Origin of the sequence: Gordonia sp. DT219 (assembly GCF_049847065.1) — a bacterium.
GTDB lineage: Bacteria > Actinomycetota > Actinomycetes > Mycobacteriales > Mycobacteriaceae > Gordonia.
In genome coordinates this window covers 306870-329389 of the sequence record NZ_JBNCNR010000002.1, presented here as the reverse complement: position 1 = coordinate 329389, position 22520 = coordinate 306870, and the positions used below count along the sequence as shown (strand labels likewise).

Annotated in this window: 16 protein-coding genes and 1 pseudogene; 12 read left to right on the top strand and 5 right to left on the bottom strand. The window is 66.5% G+C overall.

Annotation, left to right across the window (positions count from 1 at the left end; translation table 11 throughout):
• Positions 1–144: 144 nt before the first annotated feature.
• Positions 145–1539, top strand: coding sequence for an IS1380 family transposase (locus ACPXB3_RS04930; RefSeq protein ID WP_425726738.1), 1395 nt, complete (start codon positions 145–147; stop codon positions 1537–1539).
• A 248-nt stretch (positions 1540–1787) separates the two neighbouring features.
• Here ACPXB3_RS04930 and ACPXB3_RS04925 read toward each other — a convergent pair whose 3' ends face one another.
• Positions 1788–3839, bottom strand: a complete 2052-nt coding sequence (locus tag ACPXB3_RS04925; protein ID WP_425726736.1) for a TPM domain-containing protein — start codon at positions 3837–3839, stop codon at positions 1788–1790.
• A 73-nt stretch (positions 3840–3912) separates the two neighbouring features.
• Positions 3913–4695: an LLM class F420-dependent oxidoreductase gene (locus ACPXB3_RS04920; RefSeq protein ID WP_425705308.1), complete on the bottom strand. Its 783-nt coding sequence runs from the start codon at positions 4693–4695 to the stop codon at positions 3913–3915.
• 116 nt (positions 4696–4811) lie between these two features.
• On the opposite strand from ACPXB3_RS04920, the gene ACPXB3_RS04915 reads away from it, so the two are divergent.
• Entirely contained in the window at positions 4812–5414 is a 603-nt protein-coding gene (locus tag ACPXB3_RS04915) for a class I SAM-dependent methyltransferase (protein WP_425726734.1), read from the top strand.
• A gap of 75 nt (positions 5415–5489) precedes the next feature.
• Here the strand turns inward: ACPXB3_RS04915 and ACPXB3_RS04910 are convergent, their stop codons facing one another.
• Positions 5490–7100 carry a DUF222 domain-containing protein gene (locus ACPXB3_RS04910; RefSeq protein WP_425726732.1) on the bottom strand — a complete coding sequence of 537 codons (1611 nt, stop codon included), beginning with the start codon at positions 7098–7100 and terminating at the stop codon, positions 5490–5492.
• Between the two features lie 207 nt (positions 7101–7307).
• Between ACPXB3_RS04910 and dinB the strand changes: the two genes are divergently transcribed.
• From dinB to ACPXB3_RS04860, 10 genes are all read left to right on the top strand, one after another.
• The gene (gene dinB, locus ACPXB3_RS04905) at positions 7308–8519 is read left to right on the top strand and encodes a DNA polymerase IV (RefSeq protein WP_425726730.1); all 1212 of its coding nucleotides are present in this window, start codon (positions 7308–7310) and stop codon (positions 8517–8519) included.
• Between the two features lie 97 nt (positions 8520–8616).
• Positions 8617–9312, top strand: a complete 696-nt coding sequence (locus tag ACPXB3_RS04900) for a HEAT repeat domain-containing protein (protein WP_425706244.1) — start codon at positions 8617–8619, stop codon at positions 9310–9312.
• Positions 9299–10312 carry a HEAT repeat domain-containing protein gene (locus ACPXB3_RS04895; protein ID WP_425706163.1) on the top strand — a complete coding sequence of 338 codons (1014 nt, stop codon included), beginning with the start codon at positions 9299–9301 and terminating at the stop codon, positions 10310–10312. The genes ACPXB3_RS04900 and ACPXB3_RS04895 overlap by 14 nt, the downstream gene beginning before the upstream one ends.
• A 137-nt stretch (positions 10313–10449) precedes the next feature.
• Positions 10450–12873 carry a phosphoketolase family protein gene (locus ACPXB3_RS04890; RefSeq protein WP_425726729.1) on the top strand — a complete coding sequence of 808 codons (2424 nt, stop codon included), beginning with the start codon at positions 10450–10452 and terminating at the stop codon, positions 12871–12873.
• Between the two features lie 170 nt (positions 12874–13043).
• Positions 13044–14483 (top strand): MFS transporter, encoded by a 1440-nt coding sequence (locus tag ACPXB3_RS04885; protein ID WP_425726727.1) that lies wholly within the window; start codon positions 13044–13046, stop codon positions 14481–14483.
• The gene (locus tag ACPXB3_RS04880) at positions 14480–16012 is read left to right on the top strand and encodes an FGGY family carbohydrate kinase (protein WP_425726725.1); all 1533 of its coding nucleotides are present in this window, start codon (positions 14480–14482) and stop codon (positions 16010–16012) included. Before ACPXB3_RS04885 ends, ACPXB3_RS04880 begins: the two co-directional genes overlap by 4 nt.
• Positions 16013–16019: 7 nt before the next feature.
• Positions 16020–17708, top strand: a complete 1689-nt coding sequence (locus ACPXB3_RS04875; protein WP_425726723.1) for an FAD-dependent oxidoreductase — start codon at positions 16020–16022, stop codon at positions 17706–17708.
• On the top strand, positions 17708–19228 hold the full coding sequence (locus ACPXB3_RS04870) for an FAD-binding oxidoreductase (protein ID WP_425726721.1): 1521 nt from the start codon (positions 17708–17710) through the stop codon (positions 19226–19228). Before ACPXB3_RS04875 ends, ACPXB3_RS04870 begins: the two co-directional genes overlap by 1 nt.
• Before the next feature lie 21 nt (positions 19229–19249).
• Positions 19250–19828: a glycerol-3-phosphate responsive antiterminator gene (locus ACPXB3_RS04865; protein WP_425726719.1), complete on the top strand. Its 579-nt coding sequence runs from the start codon at positions 19250–19252 to the stop codon at positions 19826–19828.
• Positions 19821–20117 carry a putative quinol monooxygenase gene (locus ACPXB3_RS04860; RefSeq protein WP_425726717.1) on the top strand — a complete coding sequence of 99 codons (297 nt, stop codon included), beginning with the start codon at positions 19821–19823 and terminating at the stop codon, positions 20115–20117. Before ACPXB3_RS04865 ends, ACPXB3_RS04860 begins: the two co-directional genes overlap by 8 nt.
• Positions 20118–20297: 180 nt before the next feature.
• Here ACPXB3_RS04860 and ACPXB3_RS04855 read toward each other — a convergent pair whose 3' ends face one another.
• On the bottom strand, positions 20298–21572 hold the full coding sequence (locus ACPXB3_RS04855; RefSeq protein ID WP_425726714.1) for a DUF222 domain-containing protein: 1275 nt from the start codon (positions 21570–21572) through the stop codon (positions 20298–20300).
• 447 nt (positions 21573–22019) lie between these two features.
• Positions 22020–22517, bottom strand: a pseudogene (locus tag ACPXB3_RS04850) (DUF429 domain-containing protein); the annotation flags it as partial.
• Positions 22518–22520 lie beyond the last annotated feature (3 nt).

Genomic DNA, 22520 nt, shown 5'->3' with positions numbered 1-22520 from the left:
TTTGCGAAGCTTGTCCGACCCTAGCCTGGATTTTTCGTGCGGAAGCACGGAAAATGGTGTGCTGATAAGCGAAAGTGCCTTCCCTGCAAGGCATAATGGGACTTCTCTAGGGCTCCATCACGCAGGCAGAAAGGCACTTCGCAGGTGAAGAATATCGCAACGGCTTCGCGAGTGAAAGTATCGGCCGACGGACACGGGGTCCTCTCGCACGCCGGTGTTGGAATGGTGCGCGAAGTCGCGGACCTGACTGGCCTATCTGAGCAGGTCACAGCAGTGTTGGCCGACACCTACCGCGGGCCGTGGTCGCATGCACCGGGCGCGGTATTTGCTGATCTGGTTGCCGCGGTCGCCGACGGCGCCGACTGCGTTGACATCGCCGCGCAAGCAACCCGGAGCCGTAGCGCAGTGTTCGGCCCGGCCGCCTCGACCACCACGATGTGGCGGTTGATCGATGAACGGATCGATGCTGATCATCTGCCACAGATTCGTACTGCACGCGCCCGAGCCCGGGCGGCGGCCTGGGCCGCCGGCGCGGCACCGGCGACCGAGTGGCTCTACATCGATGTTGATGCCACCATCACCATCGATCACTCCGAAGGCAAAGAGAACGCGGCCGCGACCTGGAAAAGAACCTTCGGAATGCATCCGCTGATGGCCTATCTGGACCGGGCCGACATCGCCGGCGGTGAAGCATTGGCAGCGCTGCTACGCCCCGGAAATGCCGGAAGCAATACCACCGCCGACCACATCACCGTCCTACATCAGGCGCTGGAATCCCTACCGCAGGACTATCGTCCCACGCCAGGCGTTGGTGGGGGACAGAAGATCCTGGTCCGCTCCGACTCGGCTGGGGCCACCCACGGGTTCGCTGCCGCATGCCGCGAGGTTGGGGTCGAGTTCTCGTTCGGGTTCGCCGTTGATCACCGGGTCCGAGATGCTGTAGAACACCTCAATGCCACCGCCGGATGGATGCCGGCAATCGATTCCGACGGCGAGGTTCGCGGGGGCGCCTGGATCGGGGAGGCCACCGACCTGGTCTGCCTCAGGTCCTGGCCGGCCGGGACCAGGCTGCTGTTGCGCAAAGAACGACCCCACCCTGGTGCGCAGCTCAATTTCACCGATTCCGACGGACACCGGATGACCGCATTCATCACCGACACCCGCGCATCGGTAGTGCCCGGTGGGATGGCCGGACTGGAGTTGCGGCACCGTCAACACGCGCGGGTCGAGGACCGGATCCGTCAGGCCAAGGCCACCGGGCTACGCAACCTGCCCTGCCACAGTTTCGACGCGAATGCCGCCTGGCTCGAAATCATCGGTGCGGCCACCGACCTGGTCGCCTGGACCAAACTCATCGGCTTCGCAGACGAGCCAGCCCTGGCGCGTTGTGAGATCGAAACCTTCCGCTACCGCGTCCTGCACGTGGCCGCCAGAATCACCCGCGGAGCCCGAAAGATCCGACTCCGCATCGATTCGAGTTGGCAATGGGCACAACAGATTGCCGACGCGTGGTACCAGATCCGATGTGCCTTCACCTGACCACGACTTCCTGCCCCTACGACCCGTGAAAGGCAAACCCCGGCCAGTGAATCCGGCACCCACCCGAGCGACATCGGGCAACACCCCACACCTACACACCGAAAACCGCCTCGGACCAACCCGATCCGAGGCGAAACCCGCACACTGAACAACCGGCACGAAAAATCGAGGCTAGGGAGTCGGGGCGAACCGAAAGCGAGCAGATTGTGAACACCAGCCGAACAGCCGGTGCGTGTCCGACCGTGGTGTCAGAACCGGCCGCCGACACCTATCCGGCCGGAACTCGACGACCCACCGAACGAGCCGGGACTGCGGCCGCCGCTGGTGTAGCCGCCCCCGTATCCGCCACCCCCGTATCCGCCGCCCCGCAATCCCCCGCCCCCGCGCATGCTGCCGCGTAGAAAGCTGTCGACCAGGATGCCGCCGAGAACCGCTCCGGCCATCGAGGATCCGTGTGATCGGGGCTGCTGACTCTGCTGCCAGCTGACCACGTCGCCCTGCGCGGCCATCAGTGCCTGATCGGCCAGCGAACCCGCGCGCCTGGCGGCGTCGGCAGCGGCCTGCGGGTCGGTGCCGACGGTGGCATGCGCATCCTGCAGCAGCCGCTCCGCCTCGGAGAGCCGGGTGCGCGCCACCGACTGCACCGCACCGCGGCGTGTGCCGATGAAGTCGCGGGCCGCCGACACCTTCGCCTGCGCCGACGTCAGTGCAGCGGTGAGGAGTTCGGTGCGGTGGCTGCGTTCGGCCGCCGCTCCCCGGGCGGCTTCGAGAGCCTTGTCGAGCGTGGCGTCGGCCTCGGCGAGTGTGGTGAACACCCCGAGCGGGTCGGCGTCGAATCCGGTGCGGGCCGCATCCAGTGCGGTCGTGGCAGTCGACACCGCGGACGCCAGTTCCGGGCCGCCGTCGGCCCCGAGCTGTGCCGCTTCGGCCAGTTCACCCTCGACCTCGGTGATCAGCGCGGGCACCCGGGTGTGTGCGGCGGCGATGTTGGCCTCCGCGTGGTCGATGGCGTCGAGCAAGGTGGTCGCCTGCCCGATGGCGCCCTCCGCCGCGCGGATGTCGGCGACCGCGGGGCCCTGCTCGCCGGCCGGCCGGGCGATGGCCTCGCGGCCCTGATCGGCGCTGCGCTCGGCGAAGTCGATTTCCTGCCGCGCCAGTGCCACGTTGTGCAGGATCGACGCGCAGGTCTGCTCACCATGTGTGGCGACCAGTGTGTCGAGTTGTTGCTGCGCGGCGTCGGCGTGGGTGCGCATGTCGACGAGTCGGCGGGTGATCTCGTCGAAGCGGGCCGATGCGTTGATCAGCAGGTTGCGCATCTCGTCGAAGGCGGCGGCCTGCTCATCGAGCGCATGGTCGGCACCGGTGCACGTGGTGATGATGCGCAGGAGCAGGGATCGTTGCTCGTCGGGTGTCTCGGGGATGTTGTCGTCGAGCCGCTGCCGCAGCGTGAACGAGGCGGCGAGAGCTTGTCTGGCCGCGTCCACGGCCTGTCGGAACGGTTCGGTCTGGGTCTCGCCGAACTCGTCGACCGCCAGCCGCAACTCCTCACCGCTGGTGCGGATGGCGTTGTCGGTGTCGGTGAGTACCTCCCGCGACCACGCGTCGAGCACCTCGAGCGGCTGCGCGGCCAGCTGATCGACGGTCAGTTCGTGTTCGCGCATGCTTTCCAGACCGGTCTGCAGCTGCCGGTGCTTGCGTCGGCGCGAGTAGACCCACAAGCCGGCGGCGGCGAGAACCGCCAAACCGGCCAGCGTGCCGACGACGATGAGACCGGTGTGCGAGGGCGTGAGCGCGTCACCGAGTCCGTCGGCCGCAGCGACCCCGGCCGCGGCGTAGTCGCCCTTCTTCAATGCCGGGACGATGTCGCCGGTCGCGATGTCGGACAGATCCGACTGGGAGACGCCGTCGACCGAACCCAGGGCACCGAACCAGTACGAACGGTCGGTGGTGGCGACGGCGAGCAGTACCTCGTGATTGTCGAGGCCACTGAGCTCGGCGGTGCGCTGCCCCCATTGCTCGGGAGTCAGCCCGTCGAAGTTGCCGACGTACACCACCCAGAGCTGCACGCTGTGGTCGTTGTAGAGACCGTCAAGCGACCGCTGGAGCTGATCACGCTGACCAGCAGGCAGGACACCGGCCGGGTCGGAGATCGGTTCGGGCAGCCGCGTCGGTGCCTCGGCGCCCGCGCGACCGGGTGCCCCGAGCAGAACGGAGGCGAGGAGCACCACCGCTACCAACATGAACGTGCCCACCGACCGCATCGCGCGCGGGGACGCCCCCGACCCTCCCGAACACAGCATGGTTATCAATCTAGGGCATCGTCGGACGCGGCCCCGCGCGTCCGACGATGCCAGGTGTGTTACCCGATTCGTGTCATCCGCGCCAGCGGCAGAGGGCCTTGACGGCGGTCATGTCGTAGTCGGGACCGGTGATGCCCACGGTCAGCAACGAGACGCCCTCGGCGGTGATGGCGTCGGCGTCGCGTAGCAGCGAATCCACGTCATCCTTGAATTCGATGGCGGCGGAGCGTTCGATGGTCTGCGGATCACGACCGACGGCGTCGCAATGTTCGGCGAGCACCTTCGCCTTGTGGCGGTAGGTCTCGACATCATTGAATCCGTGCCAGGCGTCGCCGTACCGGGCGACCAGCGGCAGTGTCTTCTTCTCGCCGCTGCCGCCGATCAGGACCGGGATGTGCCGGGTGGGCGCCGGGTTGACATTCTTCAGTCGGGAGTCGATGCGCGGCAGCGCCTCTCCGAGATCGCCGATGCGTGAGCCCTTGGTGCCGAACTCGTATCCGTATTCGTCGTAGTCCTTCTCGAACCAGCCCGCACCGATCCCGAGGATCAGCCGGCCACCGGAAATGTGGTCGACGGTGCGCGCCATGTCGGCGAGCAGGTCGGGGTTTCGGTAGGAGTTGCAGGTGACCAGCGCGCCGATCTCCACGCGCTCGGTCTGCTCGGCCCAGGCACCCAGCATCGTCCAACATTCGAAATGGGCGCCGTCGGGATCGCCATAGAGCGGGTAGAAGTGATCCCAATTGAAGACGACGTCGACCCCGGCGTCCTCGGCGCGGAGTACCGCGTCGCGGATCAACGAGTAGTCGGGTGCGTGCTGGGGCTGGATCTGGACACCGATGCGAAGGGGGAATGCCATGAATCCCAGTCTGCCCTCACCCACGGTGGGTCGGCCACCCGGACACGCGACGGCGGGTTCTTGCCATCGTGGCAATCACGATCGACGTGGTGACCTCGGCGTGCCAGAGTCGTGGCATGAGTACCGAGCAAGGAAGCCCGCACGGCGCGGCGGAATGGGACGCCCGCTACCGCGATGCGGACAGGTTGTGGACAAGTGACGTCAATCCGGCGCTTCCGGTGGAGGTTTCGGGCCTGACGCCGGGCGTGGCGTTGGAGGTGGGGTCGGGGGAGGGCGCCGATGCGCGTTGGCTGGCCGATGCGGGGTGGCAGGTCACCGCCGTCGACATCTCCCAGGTGGCCGTCGACCGGGCTCGCGAGATCGATCCGCGCGCGTCCATCACCTGGCTACAGACCGATCTCGTCGTCGACGATGTACCCGGCCGTGACTTCGACCTGGTGACCGCACACTACTTCCCGATCAAGGCAGACGATCGTGACGTCGCACGCAAACTCGCCGACGCCGTCCGGCCCGGTGGCACCCTTCTCGTGGTTGCTCATGCGCCAGAAGGCATGCGAGAACACGGCTTTGACCCCGACGACTACGTTCTGCCCGACGACGTCGCCGCAATGCTCGACGACGAGTGGACGGTCGTCACCCAGGAGACCCGCGCGCGTGGCCGTCCGGCCGGCGGCGGGCATCACATCAACGATGTGGTTCTGCGGGCACGCCGCGGGTAGGTACTTGACCACACCGGGAATCTGCAGCAGTTAGTCGCGGTTTCCGCGACTAAAGGCTGCAGATTTTTGCGAGCGTCAGAGTCCGCGGGTGGTGAGTAGGTGGCGTAGGCGCGATTCGCTCGGTGAGCGTGTGACGGCATCCTTCAGTACGTCGGCGGGATCCCAGGTGATGATCTCGACGACGTCGTGGGCACCGGTGCTGCCGGCCGGCAACGGTGTACCCGTATCGGGTGGGTCTGGTGGTTGCCGGTGGATTTCGGCACGCACCTTCGCGAGCCCGGCGGTGAAGTCGGGCCCGACGTCGGGCAGTTTGTTGACCCGTTTCGGGTTCGGTGGGGCACCGGGGGCGGCGTTGCGCCGCCACCAACACCGCCCGGCCAGGGGGCCGTCCCGGTAGATGCCGGTGGTGTATTGGCCGAGTCTGTCGCCGACCATTCGGTTGTGTTTCGGACACGCCGGGGCGAGGTCGTCGATGTTGGTCAACCCGCCCTTCGCATAATCCAGGGTGGCGTGGTGGATCTCCGAATGCGCGGCCGGTTGTGAGCACCCGGGGTGTGAGCACACTTGGCCGTCGGGTTTGGCGAACAGTGCCATCCGTTGCCCGCGGCTCGCCAGCCGGGCACGCCCCAAATACAGGGGCACGGTGGTGTGCTCGCCGAAGACCGCCAACCAGGGTTGAGCGTCGGCGGCCAACCGGATGACGTCGGTGATGGGCAGCAGGCTGTTGGTGGCGGTGACGCCGTGGCCGGTTTCGTTGATCAGATCGGTCAGGTCGGCTTTGATGATCAACTGCACCGGCAAGCCGCGGTGGGATTCGCCGAGTTCCCCCGACTGCAACGCCAGTTTGTACACGGCCTGCATCGCATCATGGTTGCGTTGGGCTTGGCTGCGGGTGTCACGGTCGGCCGCGGCCGCCAATTTTTCGGGGTCGGCGTCTTCGACGGAACCCCACGGTGAGTCGGGGTCGTCGGGGTTGTTCATACCGGGTGCCGCCCATACCGCCCACACGGCTTCTTGGTCGGCACGGCATTCCGGGGTCATCTTGCCGGTCATCTTCGACATCTGCTGGGTGTCTTGGCGGCCGAGGAACACTTGGCGTTTCTGCTGGCGGTCGGTGTCGTCGGTCAACTCGCCATCGGGGTCGAAGTGTGCCATCAGGCGGGCACCGATCGCCGTCAGTTCGGCGGGGGTGTGCACGCGCGCGTAGTCGGCCATCTGCTTTTCGGCGTTGACCTTGATGTCGTGGTCGACCTGATGCGGGATGTCGTCGAGCACATCGATCACCACCCGCGCATGTGCGGGCCCGACCGCACCCTCGGCGAACGCCTCGGCAAGAGTCGGATACTTCGGGGCGAGGGGTTCACCGGTCAACCCGTGAAAGGTCGCGGTGGCGGTCATCTGCTTGCGGCGGCGCATCGGCTCCGACACCCGCAACCCGACGACCATCATGTCGAGCACCGACCGAAACCCGAACCGGCGCTCCGCATTCCGGTCGGATAGCTCGACGATCTGCCGGTCACCCTGAAAGGTCAGCTTGTTGATCGCGCGTTCATTGGCTGCCGCGACCTCCAACAACGACTCATCCGAACACTGCGACAGATCCGTCGAACCCATCTGATCGAGAAGGGCATGCAACAACGCCACCTGCTCATCCGGCGCAAGAGCCGGCAGGTCAACCGTTGTCATTGTCACCCCCCAGTGCGAGTCTGCGAACACAAGTTCGCAAGAACATGCGTACGAGTCTACACCGGATATGCCCGGTTGACTACCCTCTCTCGAAGAAATTTTCGGATTTCGTCCGCAGGCTTCGTCGGCGTCGGACCGCTGCGTTAAGATTCGCGCAAACGTTCGATAGATATCCACATTCGCGAGGGCGGGGAGGGAGACGCGCCGATGCGAATCGACAGCGCGGCCAGGCATGACGCCTCTATCCTGCACGCCGATCTCGACTCGTTCTATGCATCGGTCGAGCAGCGCGACGATCCGGCGCTGCGTGGCCGTCCCGTGCTCGTCGGCGGCGGGGTGGTTCTCGCCGCGAGCTACGAGGCCAAGGCCCACGGCGTGCGGACGCCGATGCCCGGCCGTGAGGCGCGTGCCCTCTGTCCGGGCGCCGTCGAGGTCCGTCCGCGTTTCGACGCGTACATGGAGGCCAGCCGCGCGGTGTTCGAGATCTTCCGCGACACCACGCCGCTGGTCGAGGGCATCTCCGTGGACGAGGCGTTCCTCGATGTCGCCGGGCTTCGGCGCCTCGTCGGCAGCCCCGTGTCCATCGCCGAGACCTTGCGGGCGCGGATTCGCACGGAGGTCGGACTGCCCATCACCGTCGGCCTGGCGCGCACCAAGTTCTTGGCCAAGGTCGCCAGCGCGGTCGGCAAGCCCGACGGCTTGCTGGAGGTCGCGGCGGGCACCGAATTGGCGTTCCTGCACCCACTTCCGGTGCGCCGACTGTGGGGAGTCGGCCCCGTCACCGAGGCGAAACTCGCCGACGCCGGCATCGCTACGGTCGGCGACATGGCCGCAATCGGCGAGAAGTCGTTGTGCCGCATCGTCGGTCCCGGCGCCGGGCGTCATCTGTTCGCCCTGTCCCTGGCGCAGGACCCGCGACACGTCGAGACCGGCAGGCGGCGTAGCTCCATCGGCTCACAACGTGCGCTGGGCCGTCGAATCCGCGCGGAGGCCGACATCGAGGCCACCGTCATCGCCATCGTCGAACGATTGGGCAAGCGTCTGCGCGCCGCCGACCGGGTATCCCGAACAGTGGTGTTGCGCCTACGCTTCCACGACTTCTCGCGAGCCACACGATCGCGTACCCTGGCCGAGCCGACCGATCGCACGGAAGTGCTGATGAGTTGTGCGCGCGCGCTCTTCGATGAGGCGCGCCCGCTCATCCGCGAACGCGGCTGCACCCTTATCGGTCTGTCGCTGACCAACCTCGGTGACGACGACGCGTTGCAACTGGCCCTGCCCTTCGAGGACGACCATCAACCCCAACTCGACGCCGCGATGGACCAATTGCGCAACCGCTTCGGACGAGACTCCGTCACCCGCGCCGTGCTCGTCGGGCGCGATCATGGTGAGGACGCCCCGATGCTGCCGGACTCCTGACGTCGGCGGGGCTGAGACGAAACGATGACCGGCACGGGGCAGACTTGACCTTGACACCGTGACAACCTGTTGGCTGGTGGTGAAGGAGGTGGTCGACATGAACGCCATCGAGAACCACAGCACCAACCGGGACGAGCACATCGAACAGCTTCTCCGGGCCCTCGGCCATCCCGACCCGTCAGTTCGCCTGCGCGCCGCGATGTCTGTCGGCGCCTTCGGTTCCGAAGACCCGGCGGACCAACGAGTGTCGGCTCGATTGATCGAACAGAGTGCGGTGGAGCCGGACTTCTTCGTCCGCGACATGTTGACGTGGGCATTGTGCAGGCAGCCCGCCGACGTCACCGTCCCGCGGTTGCTCGCCGAACTCGACTCCGGCACCACTCAGGCGAAAAGCCAAGCGCTCCATACGCTGTCGAAGATCGGAGACCAGCGGGCTTGGCCGCGCGTCGCCGCGATGCTGCACGACGCCGACGACGAGGTCGCTCGCGCGGCCTGGCGCGCGGCAATCGCGTTGGCTCCCGCCGATGCCGTACCCGCCCTGGCCGGGGATCTCGCGATGGAGCTGGGCCGACGTCTCGACGAGGAGGCCCGGCGCAGTCTGAGCCGCGCGCTCGTCGCGCTCGGTGCGGCCGGGTACACGGTCGCCGAGGCCGCGTCGAGCAGCGCGGATGAAGCCGCGCGTACCCACGCGCGGGCCACGGTCTCATTGTTCGACGACCCCGACGCGGCGTTCACCGAATCGCTCGAGCAGGCGCGCCGGGTGGCGATACGGGGCGTCGATGCTGATCGGTGAGGTCGCCCGCCGCTCGGGGGTCTCGGCGCGCATGCTGCGGCACTATGACCGGCTCGGGCTGGTCTCGCCGACCGGACGCAGCGCCGGCGGCTATCGGCAGTACGCCGCGGGCGACCTGCGCAGGCTCTTCCAGGTGGAGAGCCTGCGCACGCTCGGTCTGTCCCTGCCGGAGGTGGCTGCCGCGCTGGACCACCCCGACGCCACCCCGGCAAAGATGGTCGACGAACTCATCCGGCGAACCCGCGACCGCATTGCCGCCGAGGAGGTGTTGCTCGACCGGTTGGAACGCGTCGCCGCGGTGTCGCCGGCGGACTGGACCGATGTGCTGGGTGTGGTGACGATGTTGCGCGATCTCCGGTCGTCGTCCGGGACCCGGCGCATCCAGGCGGTGCTGACTTCCGACGACGATGTGCTACCGGTCGCCGAGGTCGTGAAAGCGGCACTGGCCGAGCAAGATCCGAATGTCTTCGGGACGCTGGCCTGGTCGCTGGCACGGGTCGGCGATGCGGTCCTGGACCCGCTCGTCGAGGGGCTCGCAGCGCCGGACGCGGCGGTACGCGCGCGGGCCGTCCGGGTGATCGCAGCCATCGACTCCGACCGCGTCGAGCCGATCCTGCGCTCGGCCCTGGCCGACGATGCCGCTGCGGTGCGTGACCACGCCGCCGTCGAACTCGCCGAGCGTGGTTCGGTGGCGGCGATCGACGCACTGGTCGAGATGGTCGTCGCCGGTCGCCGCGACATCGAGGCGGCCGAGGCACTCGGGCTGCTCGCCGAAGACGCGCACCTCGCCGATCGTATCGTCGCCGATCTGAAACGTCCCCTCTTTCCGGGCAATCCCACATCGAGCGACCAAGTGCGGCTGCGGATTACGCAGGCCCTCGCCGAAATTCCCGGCGGTGCCGCGCGCATGCTGCTGGCAGACCTCGCGAACGATCCGGCGTACGTGGTCGCGATGACTGCCACCGCCATCCTCGCCGCTGCCGGCCGGTCGCCGAGGTGAGCGCAACGTGAACGGATGGGGCCGAAGGTCTCTTTCTCGAGCAGATTGACGAGCTTGTCTGACGAGCAGCGCCCGACACCGGTAAGAAGGAGAGAAGGAACCGCGGAATTCATCCAACGGCGTGAGAGGCCCACACGATGTCCCAAGGCACCGGAATCGCAGCGCATGCATATGAGAAGGCCGATATCGAGGCGGACCTGCGATGGTGGGCCGCCGCGAACTACCTCAATATCGCCCAGATCTATCTGCAGGACAACGTCTTGCTACGTGAACCGCTCACCGTCGACCACATCAAACCGCGGTTGCTCGGGCACTGGGGCACCAGCCCCGGGCTGTCGGCCATCTACACGGTGCTCAACCGCCTCATCAACGAGACCGGATCGGAGTGGCTCTACATCACCGGTCCCGGGCACGGCGGCCCCGCGTTGGTGGCCAACACCTACCTCGAGGGCACGTACTCGGAGGTGTACCCGGACATCTCGCTCGACGCCGACGGCGTCCGCCGCCTGTGCCGGCAGTTCTCGACGCCGGGCGGCATCCCGAGCCACGTCAGCGTCCAGACACCGGGCAGCATCCACGAGGGCGGTGAGCTCGGGTATGCGCTGGTGCACGCCGCCGGGGCCGCCTATGACGATCCCGATCTGATCGTCGCCGCCGTGGTCGGCGACGGCGAGGCCGAGACCGGCCCGCTGGCGGGGTCGTGGAAGATCCCGGCGTTTCTCAATCCGGCCCGCGACGGTGCCGTGCTGCCGATCCTGCACCTCAACGGTGCCAAGATCGCCGGCCCGACGGTCCTCGGCCGTAGCAGTGACGCGGACATCGCCGACTATCTGGGCGGCCAGGGCTGGCGTCCGGTATTCGTCGAGGGCGACGACCCCGAGCAGGTGTTTCCCGCCCTCCACACCGCATTGACCGATGCCTACCGGGCGATCCGTGCGATCCAGGCCGACGCGCGCGCCGACGGCCCGGACGATTCCGCAGGCGCAGGCCGGGCCAAGTGGCCCGCGATCGTCCTGCGGACGCCCAAGGGATGGACCGGCCCGAAGTTCGTGGACGGCAAGAAGATCGAGGGCACGCACTGGGCACATCAGGTGCCGCTGTCGGGGGTCAAGGAGAACCACGAGCATCTGCGGATGCTCGAGGACTGGCTGCGCTCGTATCGACCCGACGAACTCTTCGACGAGAACGGCACCGTGGTCGACTCCATCCGTGCACTCGCGCCAGAGGGCGACCTGCGTTTGGGTGCGACCCCGTACGCCAACGGCGGACGCCTGCTCAAACCGCTACGCCTGCCGCCGATCTCGCAGTACGCACTCGACATCTCCACGCCGGGCGTGCTGCTCCACGAGACGACCCGCGTGCTCGGCGAGTTCATGCGCGACATCTACCAGGAGAACGGCACACCCGACGGCGGCGGCAACTTCCGCCTGTTCTGCCCGGACGAGACGACGAGCAACCGTCTCGGCGCCGTCTTCGAGGTCACCGAACGTTGCTGGCAGCTTCCGACCACCGAGTACGACGATGATCTCTCGGCATCCGGCCGGGTCATGGAGGTGCTCAGCGAGCATCTGTGCCAGGGCTGGCTCGAGGGCTACACGCTCTCCGGCCGACATGGTCTGTTCGCGACGTACGAGGCCTTCGCAATGGTGAGTGCATCCATGGTGGTGCAACACACCAAGTGGCTGCAGCACGCCGCGGAATTGCCTTGGCGCGAACCGGTTTCGTCGCTCAACATCCTGCTGACCTCCACCTGCTGGCGTAACGATCACAACGGCTTCTCCCATCAGGGGCCCGGGTTGATCGACCTGGTGCTGCCGCTGTCGCCGGACGTCGTGCGGGTGTGGCTGCCACCGGACTCGAATTCGTTGCTGTCGATCGCCGACCACTGCTTCCGCAGTCGCGACCACGTCAACGTGCTCGTCGCCGACAAGCAGCCCCACCTGCAATACCTGACCCTCGACGAGGCCAACGAACAGGCCGCGGCGGGCGCCTCCATCTGGGAGTGGGCGGGCACCGAGGCACGCGACGACGGGCCGGGAGAAGCCGTGGTCCCCGACGTCGTGCTCGCCGCCGCCGGTGACGTCCCGACGCAGGAGGTGCTGGCCGCCGCGCAGTTGCTGCGTGACTGGGTGCCGTACCTGCGGACACGGGTGGTCAACGTGATGGATCTGATGGCGCTGCTCCCGCAGAACGATCACCCGCACGGCTTTTCGGAGGACAAGTTCATCGAGCTGTTCACCCGCGACACCGATGTGGTCTTCGCCTTCCACGGCTATCCCAGGGCCATCCACCAACTCGTGCACGGCCGCACCCATCCGGGTCGCTTCCACGTGCGCGGGTTCTCCGAGCAGGGCACCACGACGACTCCGTTCGACATGGTGGTGCTCAACAAGATGAGCCGCTACCACCTGGTACTCGAGGCTCTTCGACGTTCTCGCCGCGCCCCCGAGAAGGGCACCGAGCTCGCCGAGTATTGCCGGACGCAGTTGGCCAGACACCACGACTACGTGCGCGAACACTTCGAGGATCTCCCGGAGATCCGGGATTGGACGTGGGGGTGAATCCAAGGGTGCAGCGCATGTGAGCCAGACCCGAGGGTTGCGTTATTGAGTCACGCGTCACATACTGGGTGCCGTAGGGCCAGACAAGAGACTTCCTGCAGGAGGTTCTTGGCTGCCCTTTTTCGTGTTTCCGGGCCACTTCCTTGCAGGATGACCGGAAGGACAATGGCGTGTCTTCACTCACCACGATCCGCGGCGTCAAGGACGTCACGGATTTCATCGACTCCCGGCCGGGTATACGAGGACACGCCGGCCTCGTCTGGTGGCTGCTGCTGGGTGGCCTCTTTTTGGAGGCGTTGTCGAACTCCGCCATGAGCGCAGGCCTCGGCCCGATGACGGACGACCTTTCCCTCAGCGCCGGCCAGGTCTCGCTTCTCACGTCGTTGTCGTCCTGGGTTGCGTTGGCGTTCAATCCGATCGGTGGGTGGCTGGCAGACCGGTGGGGCCGGGTGCGCCTGCTGATCGCTGCCAAGGCGCTTTCCCTGGTGGGTGCCGTCGTGGCGGCCACCGCAGTCGGGCTGGTCGGGGTTGCCGGCGGTCGGATACTGGTGGGAATGGCCTATGGAATCGACTTCGCCATCGCGATGGCCATGCTGGCCGAGTTCACTCCGAAGAAGTTCGCCGCGCGGCTGAACACCTGGCAGGGGATCTGGTACGTAGCGGTGTCGGCGAACCTGTTGCTGGCGATCCTGTTCTACAAGCTCGGTGCGGGCCTTTCGATCTGGCGTTACCTGCTCGGGGTCTGCGGCCTCGTGGCGCTGGTCCTGTTGGTGCTGCAGGCGAAGTACCTCGTGGAGTCGCCCACCTGGCTGGCGCGCAAGGGGCGGCTGGTGGAATCGGCCCGCTCGTTGAGCAAGGCGTTCGGCGCAAATGTCGAGGCAGGCGAACCGGTGCGGGAAAACGTTGCTCCGGTGGCCGACCGGGGCGTGGCAAACATCGCTCTGATCTTTCGCGGGACCTATCTCCCGCGGACGATCGTGGCGACCACGGTGCAGTTGGTGCAATCGATCCAGTACTTCGGTGTGGGTTGGTACCTGCCGATCATCTCGGTCGCATTGTTCGGCTCCGATTTCGTGTTCAATACGTTCGGCACCCTGGTCTTCAACCTGTTCGGCATCCTGGGCGGCTTCTGCTCGGCGGCGATCGCGCACAGATTCGGTCTACGCGTCGCGTCCAAGTGGGGTTTCGCGGTCGTCTTCGTGATCCTGGTGATTCTGGGCTTCTTCTACCAAGACTTTCCGCTGTGGCTCGGCTTCGTGGTGCCGTCGGTGTTCATCCTGGCGCAGTCGGCCGGCCCAGGCGGCAACGGAAAGTCTCTGTCCTCATTGTCTTTTCGGTCTGAAGTACGCGCAACCGCCAACGGCTTCATCGGCGCGATCGGCGCCCTGGGCGCAGCGATCGGCTTGGTCGTGTTCCCGCTGTTGAAGAGTGCGGTGGGCCTGGGTAACACGTTCCTGATCGTCTCGGTCGCCCCGCTGTTGGCGTTCATCATCTGTTCGGTGATCCGGTGGGAGCCGACGCGTGCACCGTTGTCCCCGGACGAGGAGACCGATGCACCCCGGTTTGCTTCCACTCCCGCGTCCCCGGTCACCGAGGGTGTGCGGTCATGAGTGAGAAGGCCATCCTCGCCATCGACGAGGGCACCACCGGCACCCGGGCCGCGCTCGTCACCGAGACCGGTGAGGTCCGGCACCTGACGTACCGCCCGCTGACGTTGCAGCACCCGGTCGCCGGGGTGGTCGAGCAGGACTTCGACGAGATCTGGATCGAGACGCGCGATGCCGCCCGCGCGGTCCTCGCGCACGCCGCTGCCGAGGGCGTCGAGGTGGTGGCAACTGCCATCGCGGTGCAGCGGTCCTCGGCGGTGCTGTGGGATGCCGAGTCCGGTAGGCCGATCGGCCTTGGCATGGTCTGGCAGGACACCCGCTACGCCGAGGAGCTGGGCGACCTCGCGTCGGTCTGGAACCCGCGTCTGCAGTCGGTCACCGGTCGGGTCGCCGGAGTGCGGTCCCCGTATCTGTGGGCCGCGCACCGGGTTCGCGAAGATGCGCAGGTTGCTGCCGCGTACCGGCGAGGGGCGTTGCGGTTCGGCACCGTTGACACCTGGCTCACCTGGAACCTGACCGGCGGCCGGCGGAACGTCACGTCGGCAACCAACGTGGTGGCGTGCGGAGGGTACGACCTGGCGGCAGGCATCTACTTCGACGACTGGATCGCCGCCACCGGCCTGCCGACCGATCTGCTGCCGGAGCTCGTCGACGACGGCGGCGAGCTCGCCCACACCGATCCCGACGTGCTGGGCATCCGGGTGCCGATCCGCGCGGTCATCGGCGATCAGCATGCAGCTCTGCTGGGTCTCGGTTGCTTGGCGCCATCCGAGGGCACATGTATTCACGGGACCGGCAGCTTCGTGGACCAGGTCATCAGCTCCGACCTGGTCATGCCGGCGACGACGCCAGATGCGGTCGTACGTCATATCGCGTGGAAGCGGGGCGGTCCGGTGCTGGCGCTGGAGAACTACACCGCCACCACCGGGTCGGCGCTGCAATGGGCGTGCGACGAGCTGGCATGGTTCTCGTCGCCGCAAGAGATCTCGGCCCTGGCGGGCAAGCAGCCGCTGTGGTCACGGCCCGTGCCCGCCTTCGCCCCCACCTTGACCGGTGTCCGACTGCCTCGGGTGGAGACCCGAGTGCGGGGGACGTTGACGGGCCTGAACCTGGCGACCACCCGGGTCGACCTGGCGCAAGGGATGCTCGAGGGCATTGCCCAGTGCGTGGCTCGCAGCGTCGACGCCAACCGGTCCATCGCCGGAACGGCGCCACACTCTGTTCGTGTCGGCGGCGGTCTGTCGTTGAGTGACCCGCTGGTGCAACTTCAAGCAGATCTGACGGGCCTGCCGATGCTGCGCTACTGGGACACCGACAAGGCGACGGTGCGTGGCGCGGCATTCCTGGCCGGCCTGGATCTGATCTGGGGCTCCTTGGCCGAAGCGGTGGCGACCCTGCATGTTCCGGAGGTCTTCGAACCGCAGATCACCGAGGACGAACGCCGCACCCGCATCCACGCCTGGCGCTCGGTGATAGACGCCGAGCTGGCCGAGCTCGATCACAACCGACTTCAGTCATCGTCAGAAAGGTAGTACCCCAATGGTTTCCCTACCCGCACGCGCAATAGATTCCAAGCGCGCCGCGATGGTCCGCACCGAACCGTTGGACTTCACCCGCGCCACGATGGTGTCGCGGCTGGAGTCCGAACTCTTCGACGTGGTCATCGTCGGAGGTGGTATCACCGGAACGTACGCGGCCCTCGATGCCGCTCGTCGCGGCCTGCGCGTCGCCGTGATCGAGAAGGACGATTTCGCGTCCGGCACCTCGTCGAAGTCATCGAAGATGGTCCACGGTGGTCTGCGCTACATCGAGCAGGGCAATCTACGGCTCGTGCGGCATTCGTTGCTGGAGCGGCAACGACTGCGCCGCAACGCATCTCACCTGGTACACCGACTGCCGTTCCTGTTCCCGGTGCTGAGTCAGGACGGGGTGTTCGACCCGCGGCTGGCGGCCGGTTTCGAAGCTCTGCTGTGGACCTACGATCTGGCCGGTGGATGGCGCGAGGGCATCCTGCATCAAAAACTGTCTGCGGCGGAGGTGCTCTCGCACTGTCCTACGTTCAAACAGGACCGGCTCAAGTTCGGGTTGATGTACTTCGACGCCCGTGTCGACGATGCCCGCCTGACCTTGACCGTCGCCCGGACCGCGGCGCACCTGGGTGCGGTGACGCTCAACCACGCCACGGTCACCGACCTGCGCCGTGAGCACGGTCGGATCGGCGGTGTCGAGGTCGACCTGGGCGACCGCTCGGTGTCGGTGCGGGCGCGCTGTGTGGTCATGGCGACCGGTTCGTGGCTGCGGGACTGGAACGGTGCCCTGCCCGACGCGGACGTGCCACCGATCAGGCCCGCCAAGGGCGTTCACATCGCGGTGCCGTGGCAGAAGATCCGCAATGACTGCACCGTCACCATTCCGGTTCCGGGACGGTCGCGACGCGCGACGATCACCCGGTGGGGCGACCACGCGTTGTTGGGCACCACGGACGACGATTACACCGGCGACCTGAACGCGGTGTACTGCACCGCCGAGGAACGCGACTTCCTGATCGACGGAGCCCGGACCGCGTTGAACACCGACCTGGACGCCGACGACGTCGTCGGCTCGATCGGCGGCACCCGGCCGCTCATCGCCCAGCCGGGCGGGAAAACGGTTGATGCCAAACGTAATCACGAGATCCGGGTGGACGCCGACGGACTGGTGACGGTCGTCGGAGGCAAGTTGACCACCGCCCGCCACATGGGCGAGCAGACCGTTGACGCGGTCCAGCGGGTACTGGGTGTGCGAGGTCGTTCGCACACCGTCAAGCAGTACCTGCTCGGTGCTGCCGGTTACGACGCGGAATCGACCACGGCCACCGGTGGCCTTGCAGCTCATCTGGGTGAGCGTTACGGCAACGAATCGCATTTCGTCGCCGACATCATCGAGTCCAACCCGGAGATGGCCGAGCCGCTCGTGACCGGAATGCCTAACGCCACCGGGGAGGCGGTCTATGCGATCCGGCACGAGATGGCCGGTACGGTCGCCGACATCTTGGAGCGCCGCACCAGATCGCGGTTGTTCGCTCGGGACGCGTCGCTGCAGGCAGCCGCCCAGGTTGCCCAGCTCTTGGTCACCGAGGGCGCCGTATCCGAGGCACAGGCCGCCGAACAGTTGCGCCAGTACAACGCATCCGTGGCCGATGAAGTGGCCACCCTCAACACCGACATCAAGCAGGAGGCATACATCTGATGATCAGCAAAGAAGCTATCCGCCGGGGCTACAACCGGGGCGACTATCAGGTAGGCGCACCGACCCAACCGAAATTTGCCCGCGCGGGCGCCCCCGTCGCCACCGGACAACGGTTCGAGAACACCGTGCCGGCGCCCGACGAGGTGGTCGAGAAGCTGCGGGCCGCCGGTCTGGAGGTGGTCACCGATCCCACGAAAGTGCGCGACGGTGTGCGGGACTGGTGGGCCGGCACGATGATCGCGGAGACCGATGGCCGTGGTGGCACCGACGGCGTGGTCGTCGCCAAGGCCGGCACGGTCGAGGAGGTGCAGGAGGCGGTACGGATCACCCGTGGGGCAGGCGTGCCACTGACAGTGTCCGCGGCCCGGTCCAACGTGACGGGCTCGGCATTGCCTGTCCATGGTGGCGTCGTGCTCGATGTGTGCGGCCTGGACCGCATCCTGGACCTCGACGAGACCAGTCAGATCGTGTCCGCCGAGCCCGGCGTCTTCGGTGACGTCTTCGAAACGTGGTTGCAGGAGCGTGGATTCACTACCGGGCACTGGCCTTCCTCGTTCGGCATCAGCACCGTCGGCGGCTGGGCCGCATGCCGCGGCGCCGGTCAGTTGTCCACGCGGTACGGCAAGATCGAGGACATGGTCGTCGGCCTCGACGTCGTCCTGCCCGACGGCTCCCTGATCACCACCGGAGGCAACCCGCGTGCGGCGGTGGGACCGGACCTGAACCAGGTGTTCGTCGGATCCGAGGGCCTGCTGGGCGTCATCGTGGGAGTCCGTCTGCGACTTCACCGGCTGCCGGACTACTCCCGGGCCCTGGCGTTCGGTTTCGATACCTTCGCCGCCGGACTCGAGGCATGCCGGCAAATCCTGCAGCGTGGCGCCAACCCGGCCGTCTTGCGCTTGTACGACAATCTGGAATCGGGAGTGCAGTTCGGCCATGGGGAAACCAACGTGCTTCTCATCGCCGATGAAGGCGACCAGCCCCTGGTGGATGCGGTCATGACTGTTACCGAGCAGGTCTGCGCGGCTGCACAGCCGTTGGACCAGGATGCCATTCTCGAAAAGTGGCTGGACACTCGTTATTTGACCGGCAAGTCGGCCGAGGGCTTCAAACCTACGGAAGGCAAGGGCTTCGTCGCCGACACCCTGGAGATGGCTGCCCGGTGGGCCGACCTGCCGCAGATCTACGACGAGGTGGTCGCGGCAATCAATTCCGTCGAGGGCACCCTGGCCGGTTCGGCGCACCAGTCGCACGCCTACGTGGACGGAGCATGCCTGTACTTCTCCCTGCGGGGTGAGGTGAACCTCGAACACCGCCAGGACTGGTATGACCAGGTGTGGAAGGCGGTCAACGAGATCCTCATCGCGAAGGGATCGGCCATCAGTCATCACCACGGCGTCGGCTTGCTGCGGTCGCCGTACGTTGGTCAGGCGCTCGGCGAGGGGCATCGAGTACTCGCGGCCACCAAGGCGGCGCTGGACCCCAAGGGGCTGTTCAACCCAGGCAAGTTCGGCCTCTGAGTCGAGAAAGGAACACACGCCATGTCCGTGGTCGACCGGCTACATGCGGCACCCGTTATCGCCACCTTGTTCGGGACCACCGACTTGGACACGTTCCTGCAGGCACCGACGGTATTCTGCTTCCTGGCCAACCTGCCGCTGGTGCAGGTTGGGCCCGTGGTGCAGCAGGTTCAGGAAGCGGGCAGCTTCGTCATCCTGAACGTGGATACCGTCAAGGGCCTGAGCGCCAACCCCGACGGGCTCGACTACCTCCGGTCCGTCGGGGTGATGGGGATCGTCTCCACGCATGCCGCTGTCGTCGCCAAGGCAGCCAACAGCGGCCTGCTCACCCTGCAGAAGGTCTTCGCCACCGACCGCTCCAACCTCCCCCGGATCCGCGCCTCGATCGCGCAGAGCAGACCTCATCTCGTGCAACTGATGCCGTGGCCGGTGGTCCCGCGGCTTCGTGGGGAGTTCTTGGAGGCGATGCCCAGCTTCATCGTCAGCGGCTTCGTACACGACCGCGCGGACGTCGACGAGGCGTTGGAGTTGGGCGCCGTAGCCGTATCGACCAGCCAACAAGACCTGTGGGTCCCGATGGAAGGCAAGAACCATGGCTGACGCCTCGCACCTGGTGCTGGCGCATTACCATCCGGCAGACGATCAGCACACCACGGTGCTCGCCCTGCTCGAACAGCTCGCAGCGGCCAGTCGGGACGAGCCGGGAAACCGGGGATACGACTACTACCTCTCTCCGGACGGCTCAGACGAGATTCTGATCGTCGAAAGGTACGGCAGTGCTGCCGATTTCGTGGCGCACCGGGAGTCCGAGCATTTTCGGCATCTCGGGGTGCAACAGATCATCCCATTGCTCGCGCGACGTTGGATCGAAGAGTTTCCGCTCCGATGACGTTTGGCGGCGAAGGACGAAAGCCGCCTGGCGCGGCCAGCAGTCAGCTCCGAACGGTGGTTGGCGTGGCGAGGCGGAAGCCCGAGTCCCGGGCCGGCGCCCTATGAAGTTCTCAAGGAACAATTGCGGTCCCGGCTGGCCGGGGGCAAGGGTCAGAAAGTCGTTGCGGATGAGCCTGTTTCAGGCGGCGACGTCTAATCGCAGGGTGCGTCGGTTGTAGGCCGGTTGTGGGCGTCGTCGGGGATCGACCGTGGCCGGCGGTATCAGCCACGGATGCCGATCGAACCCCATCACCACATCCCACCCTCTGTCATGGACGTCGTGGTGGCAGCTCGTGCAGAGGAGGCAGCCGTTGTCGAGGTCGGTGGCGCCACCGTCAGCCCAGTGGCGCAAATGGTGCGCCGCGGTGCGTGACGCGGGTGCACCGCACTTCACGCAGCATTTATCCCTGAGCAGCAACGCTTTCCGCTGCGAAGGCGTGAACAACCGCTTCTCGCGGCCGACGTTCAACGGCACCTGCTCGCCGTCGACGATGACGACGGTGATCCCGGCATCACAGCCCAACGTTTTCGCCGTCGCGGGCGTCACGGACCCCATGAACTCGAGTGCGGACAGCTTCGGAGCATCGGCAGGAATCGTCAACAGGACCCCGCCGGTGGGTTTGCACGACACCGTCTCATCGGCGAGACCTTCTCCGGCAAGCTCCAAGATGGATTCGAGAGCATCAGCACGTCGGCGGTCGACTGTCCGTGGATCGTGGGAGCCGTCGGGTTGGGGTTTCGGCGCGGATAGTGATTCGACGAGGCTGTGGAGTTTCTCCCCGGCGACAGCATCCAGGTTGGCGCGCACATCGAGTCGGCCATCATCGGTTTTGTGGTAGCCGAGTTCGTTGATCGACTTGTCTTCGGCCGCCGGTTTACCGTCGTCGGTGTCGGCGGCGAGTTCGTTGGCGATCGTTCGGGCGTGATCAGTGATCTGAGCGGGCGTCATCCCTGCCGAACACCATGACTGCAGCGACATCAGCTGCGCCGACCGCATGTCGGGGTCGACGGGTTCGGGTGACCGATAAGCGATATGCGACAGCCCCCGCACGATCGCGTCGGCGTGTTCGGACGAGATGGAACCGTCGGCCGCGTGGCGTCGCAGTGGGTCGATGTCGGTGGCGGTGCCGATCCGTACGAACCGTGCGGCGACGGCGGGCGCGCACCCCATCACGACCAACAGTTCCCGCAACCGGCGTCCCTTGCCATCGGCGACATCGAGTCGGCCGAGGTCGCCGGTGAACGTGGCTGCATGATGGTCGGCGAGATTGCGGATCAGCAGAATCTGTTGCATCGCGGCGTGTGCTTGCGGCCCGCTCACATCCGGGCTGGTACGGAGTTCGGTGAGCTGGTCGACAATGCCGGCCAGAATTGCTGCGGTATCGGTGCTTTCAAAAGTGATGTCGGCGATCATGGTGCCCCCCTTGGCGATCGATGCGATGTCTCCATCTTACACGCATGCGCCGGCAATGGCACCCAAATCTGCGGCATCTGTGTATCGAATACTACTTGTGGACAACATGTTTCGCGGCTGTGGCGAGTGCGCGGTGCTGTCGGTGAGGTCTGGTAGGGCGCGAGCGCTGCACCGGATCACTGATCGTCACCGCCGAAATCGTCTTCGTCGCCGCTAGTCAATGGCGATCGGCCGGCTTGGATCTGCCGGCGTATGCGGAGTTCCTCGACGGCAAGTCTTCGTGGCGGAACGGTTTAGATCTCAAACGGATGGCACACCACGCTGCGGCAAACCGAACGGGGACGCCCGGATCAGCCGTTCGTGCTCTACGGCTTACGCGGCGTGGGTAAGACGGTGCTGCTGACAGAACATCGTTCGATGTCGCTTGCTCTGCGCTGCGCGGTCACCTCAGTGGCCATCGGAGAGCAGCGCGTCCAGTGGGACCGTCGGAAGGTGAATCCACCCCTCGCGCTGGGCAATTACGCGGTCGATGCCCTCGAGGAGACGTGTATCGCCCAGATCGGCTGCGCGCGCGACCAAGGCGGTGATCACCGCGTCGAAAGCGTCGTCGTCGCGCTCCATCAATGCCCGGTGCGGCCCGAGTCGAAGCCATGGTGCGGCATCGGCAAGGGTCGAGACGAGCTCGGCGAGCGCGGCGCGATTGGCCGTCCGCTTGTACCCCCGCGACTGCATTCCCCAATGTCGCAGTGCCCCGGCCGGATACGCCTCGACGGCCCAGCCGTCGACGCGATCATCGACGCCGAGGTCGGCGAGGAGTCCGGCGCACCGAAAGGCGACGTGCGCGATCCTGTCCGCCGACACGCTCAGCGGCCGGCCGACGACCACTCGATGACCGCTCGATGACCGCGACCGCCGTCGAGGCGGGTGATGCCGCGAGATCGATTCCGG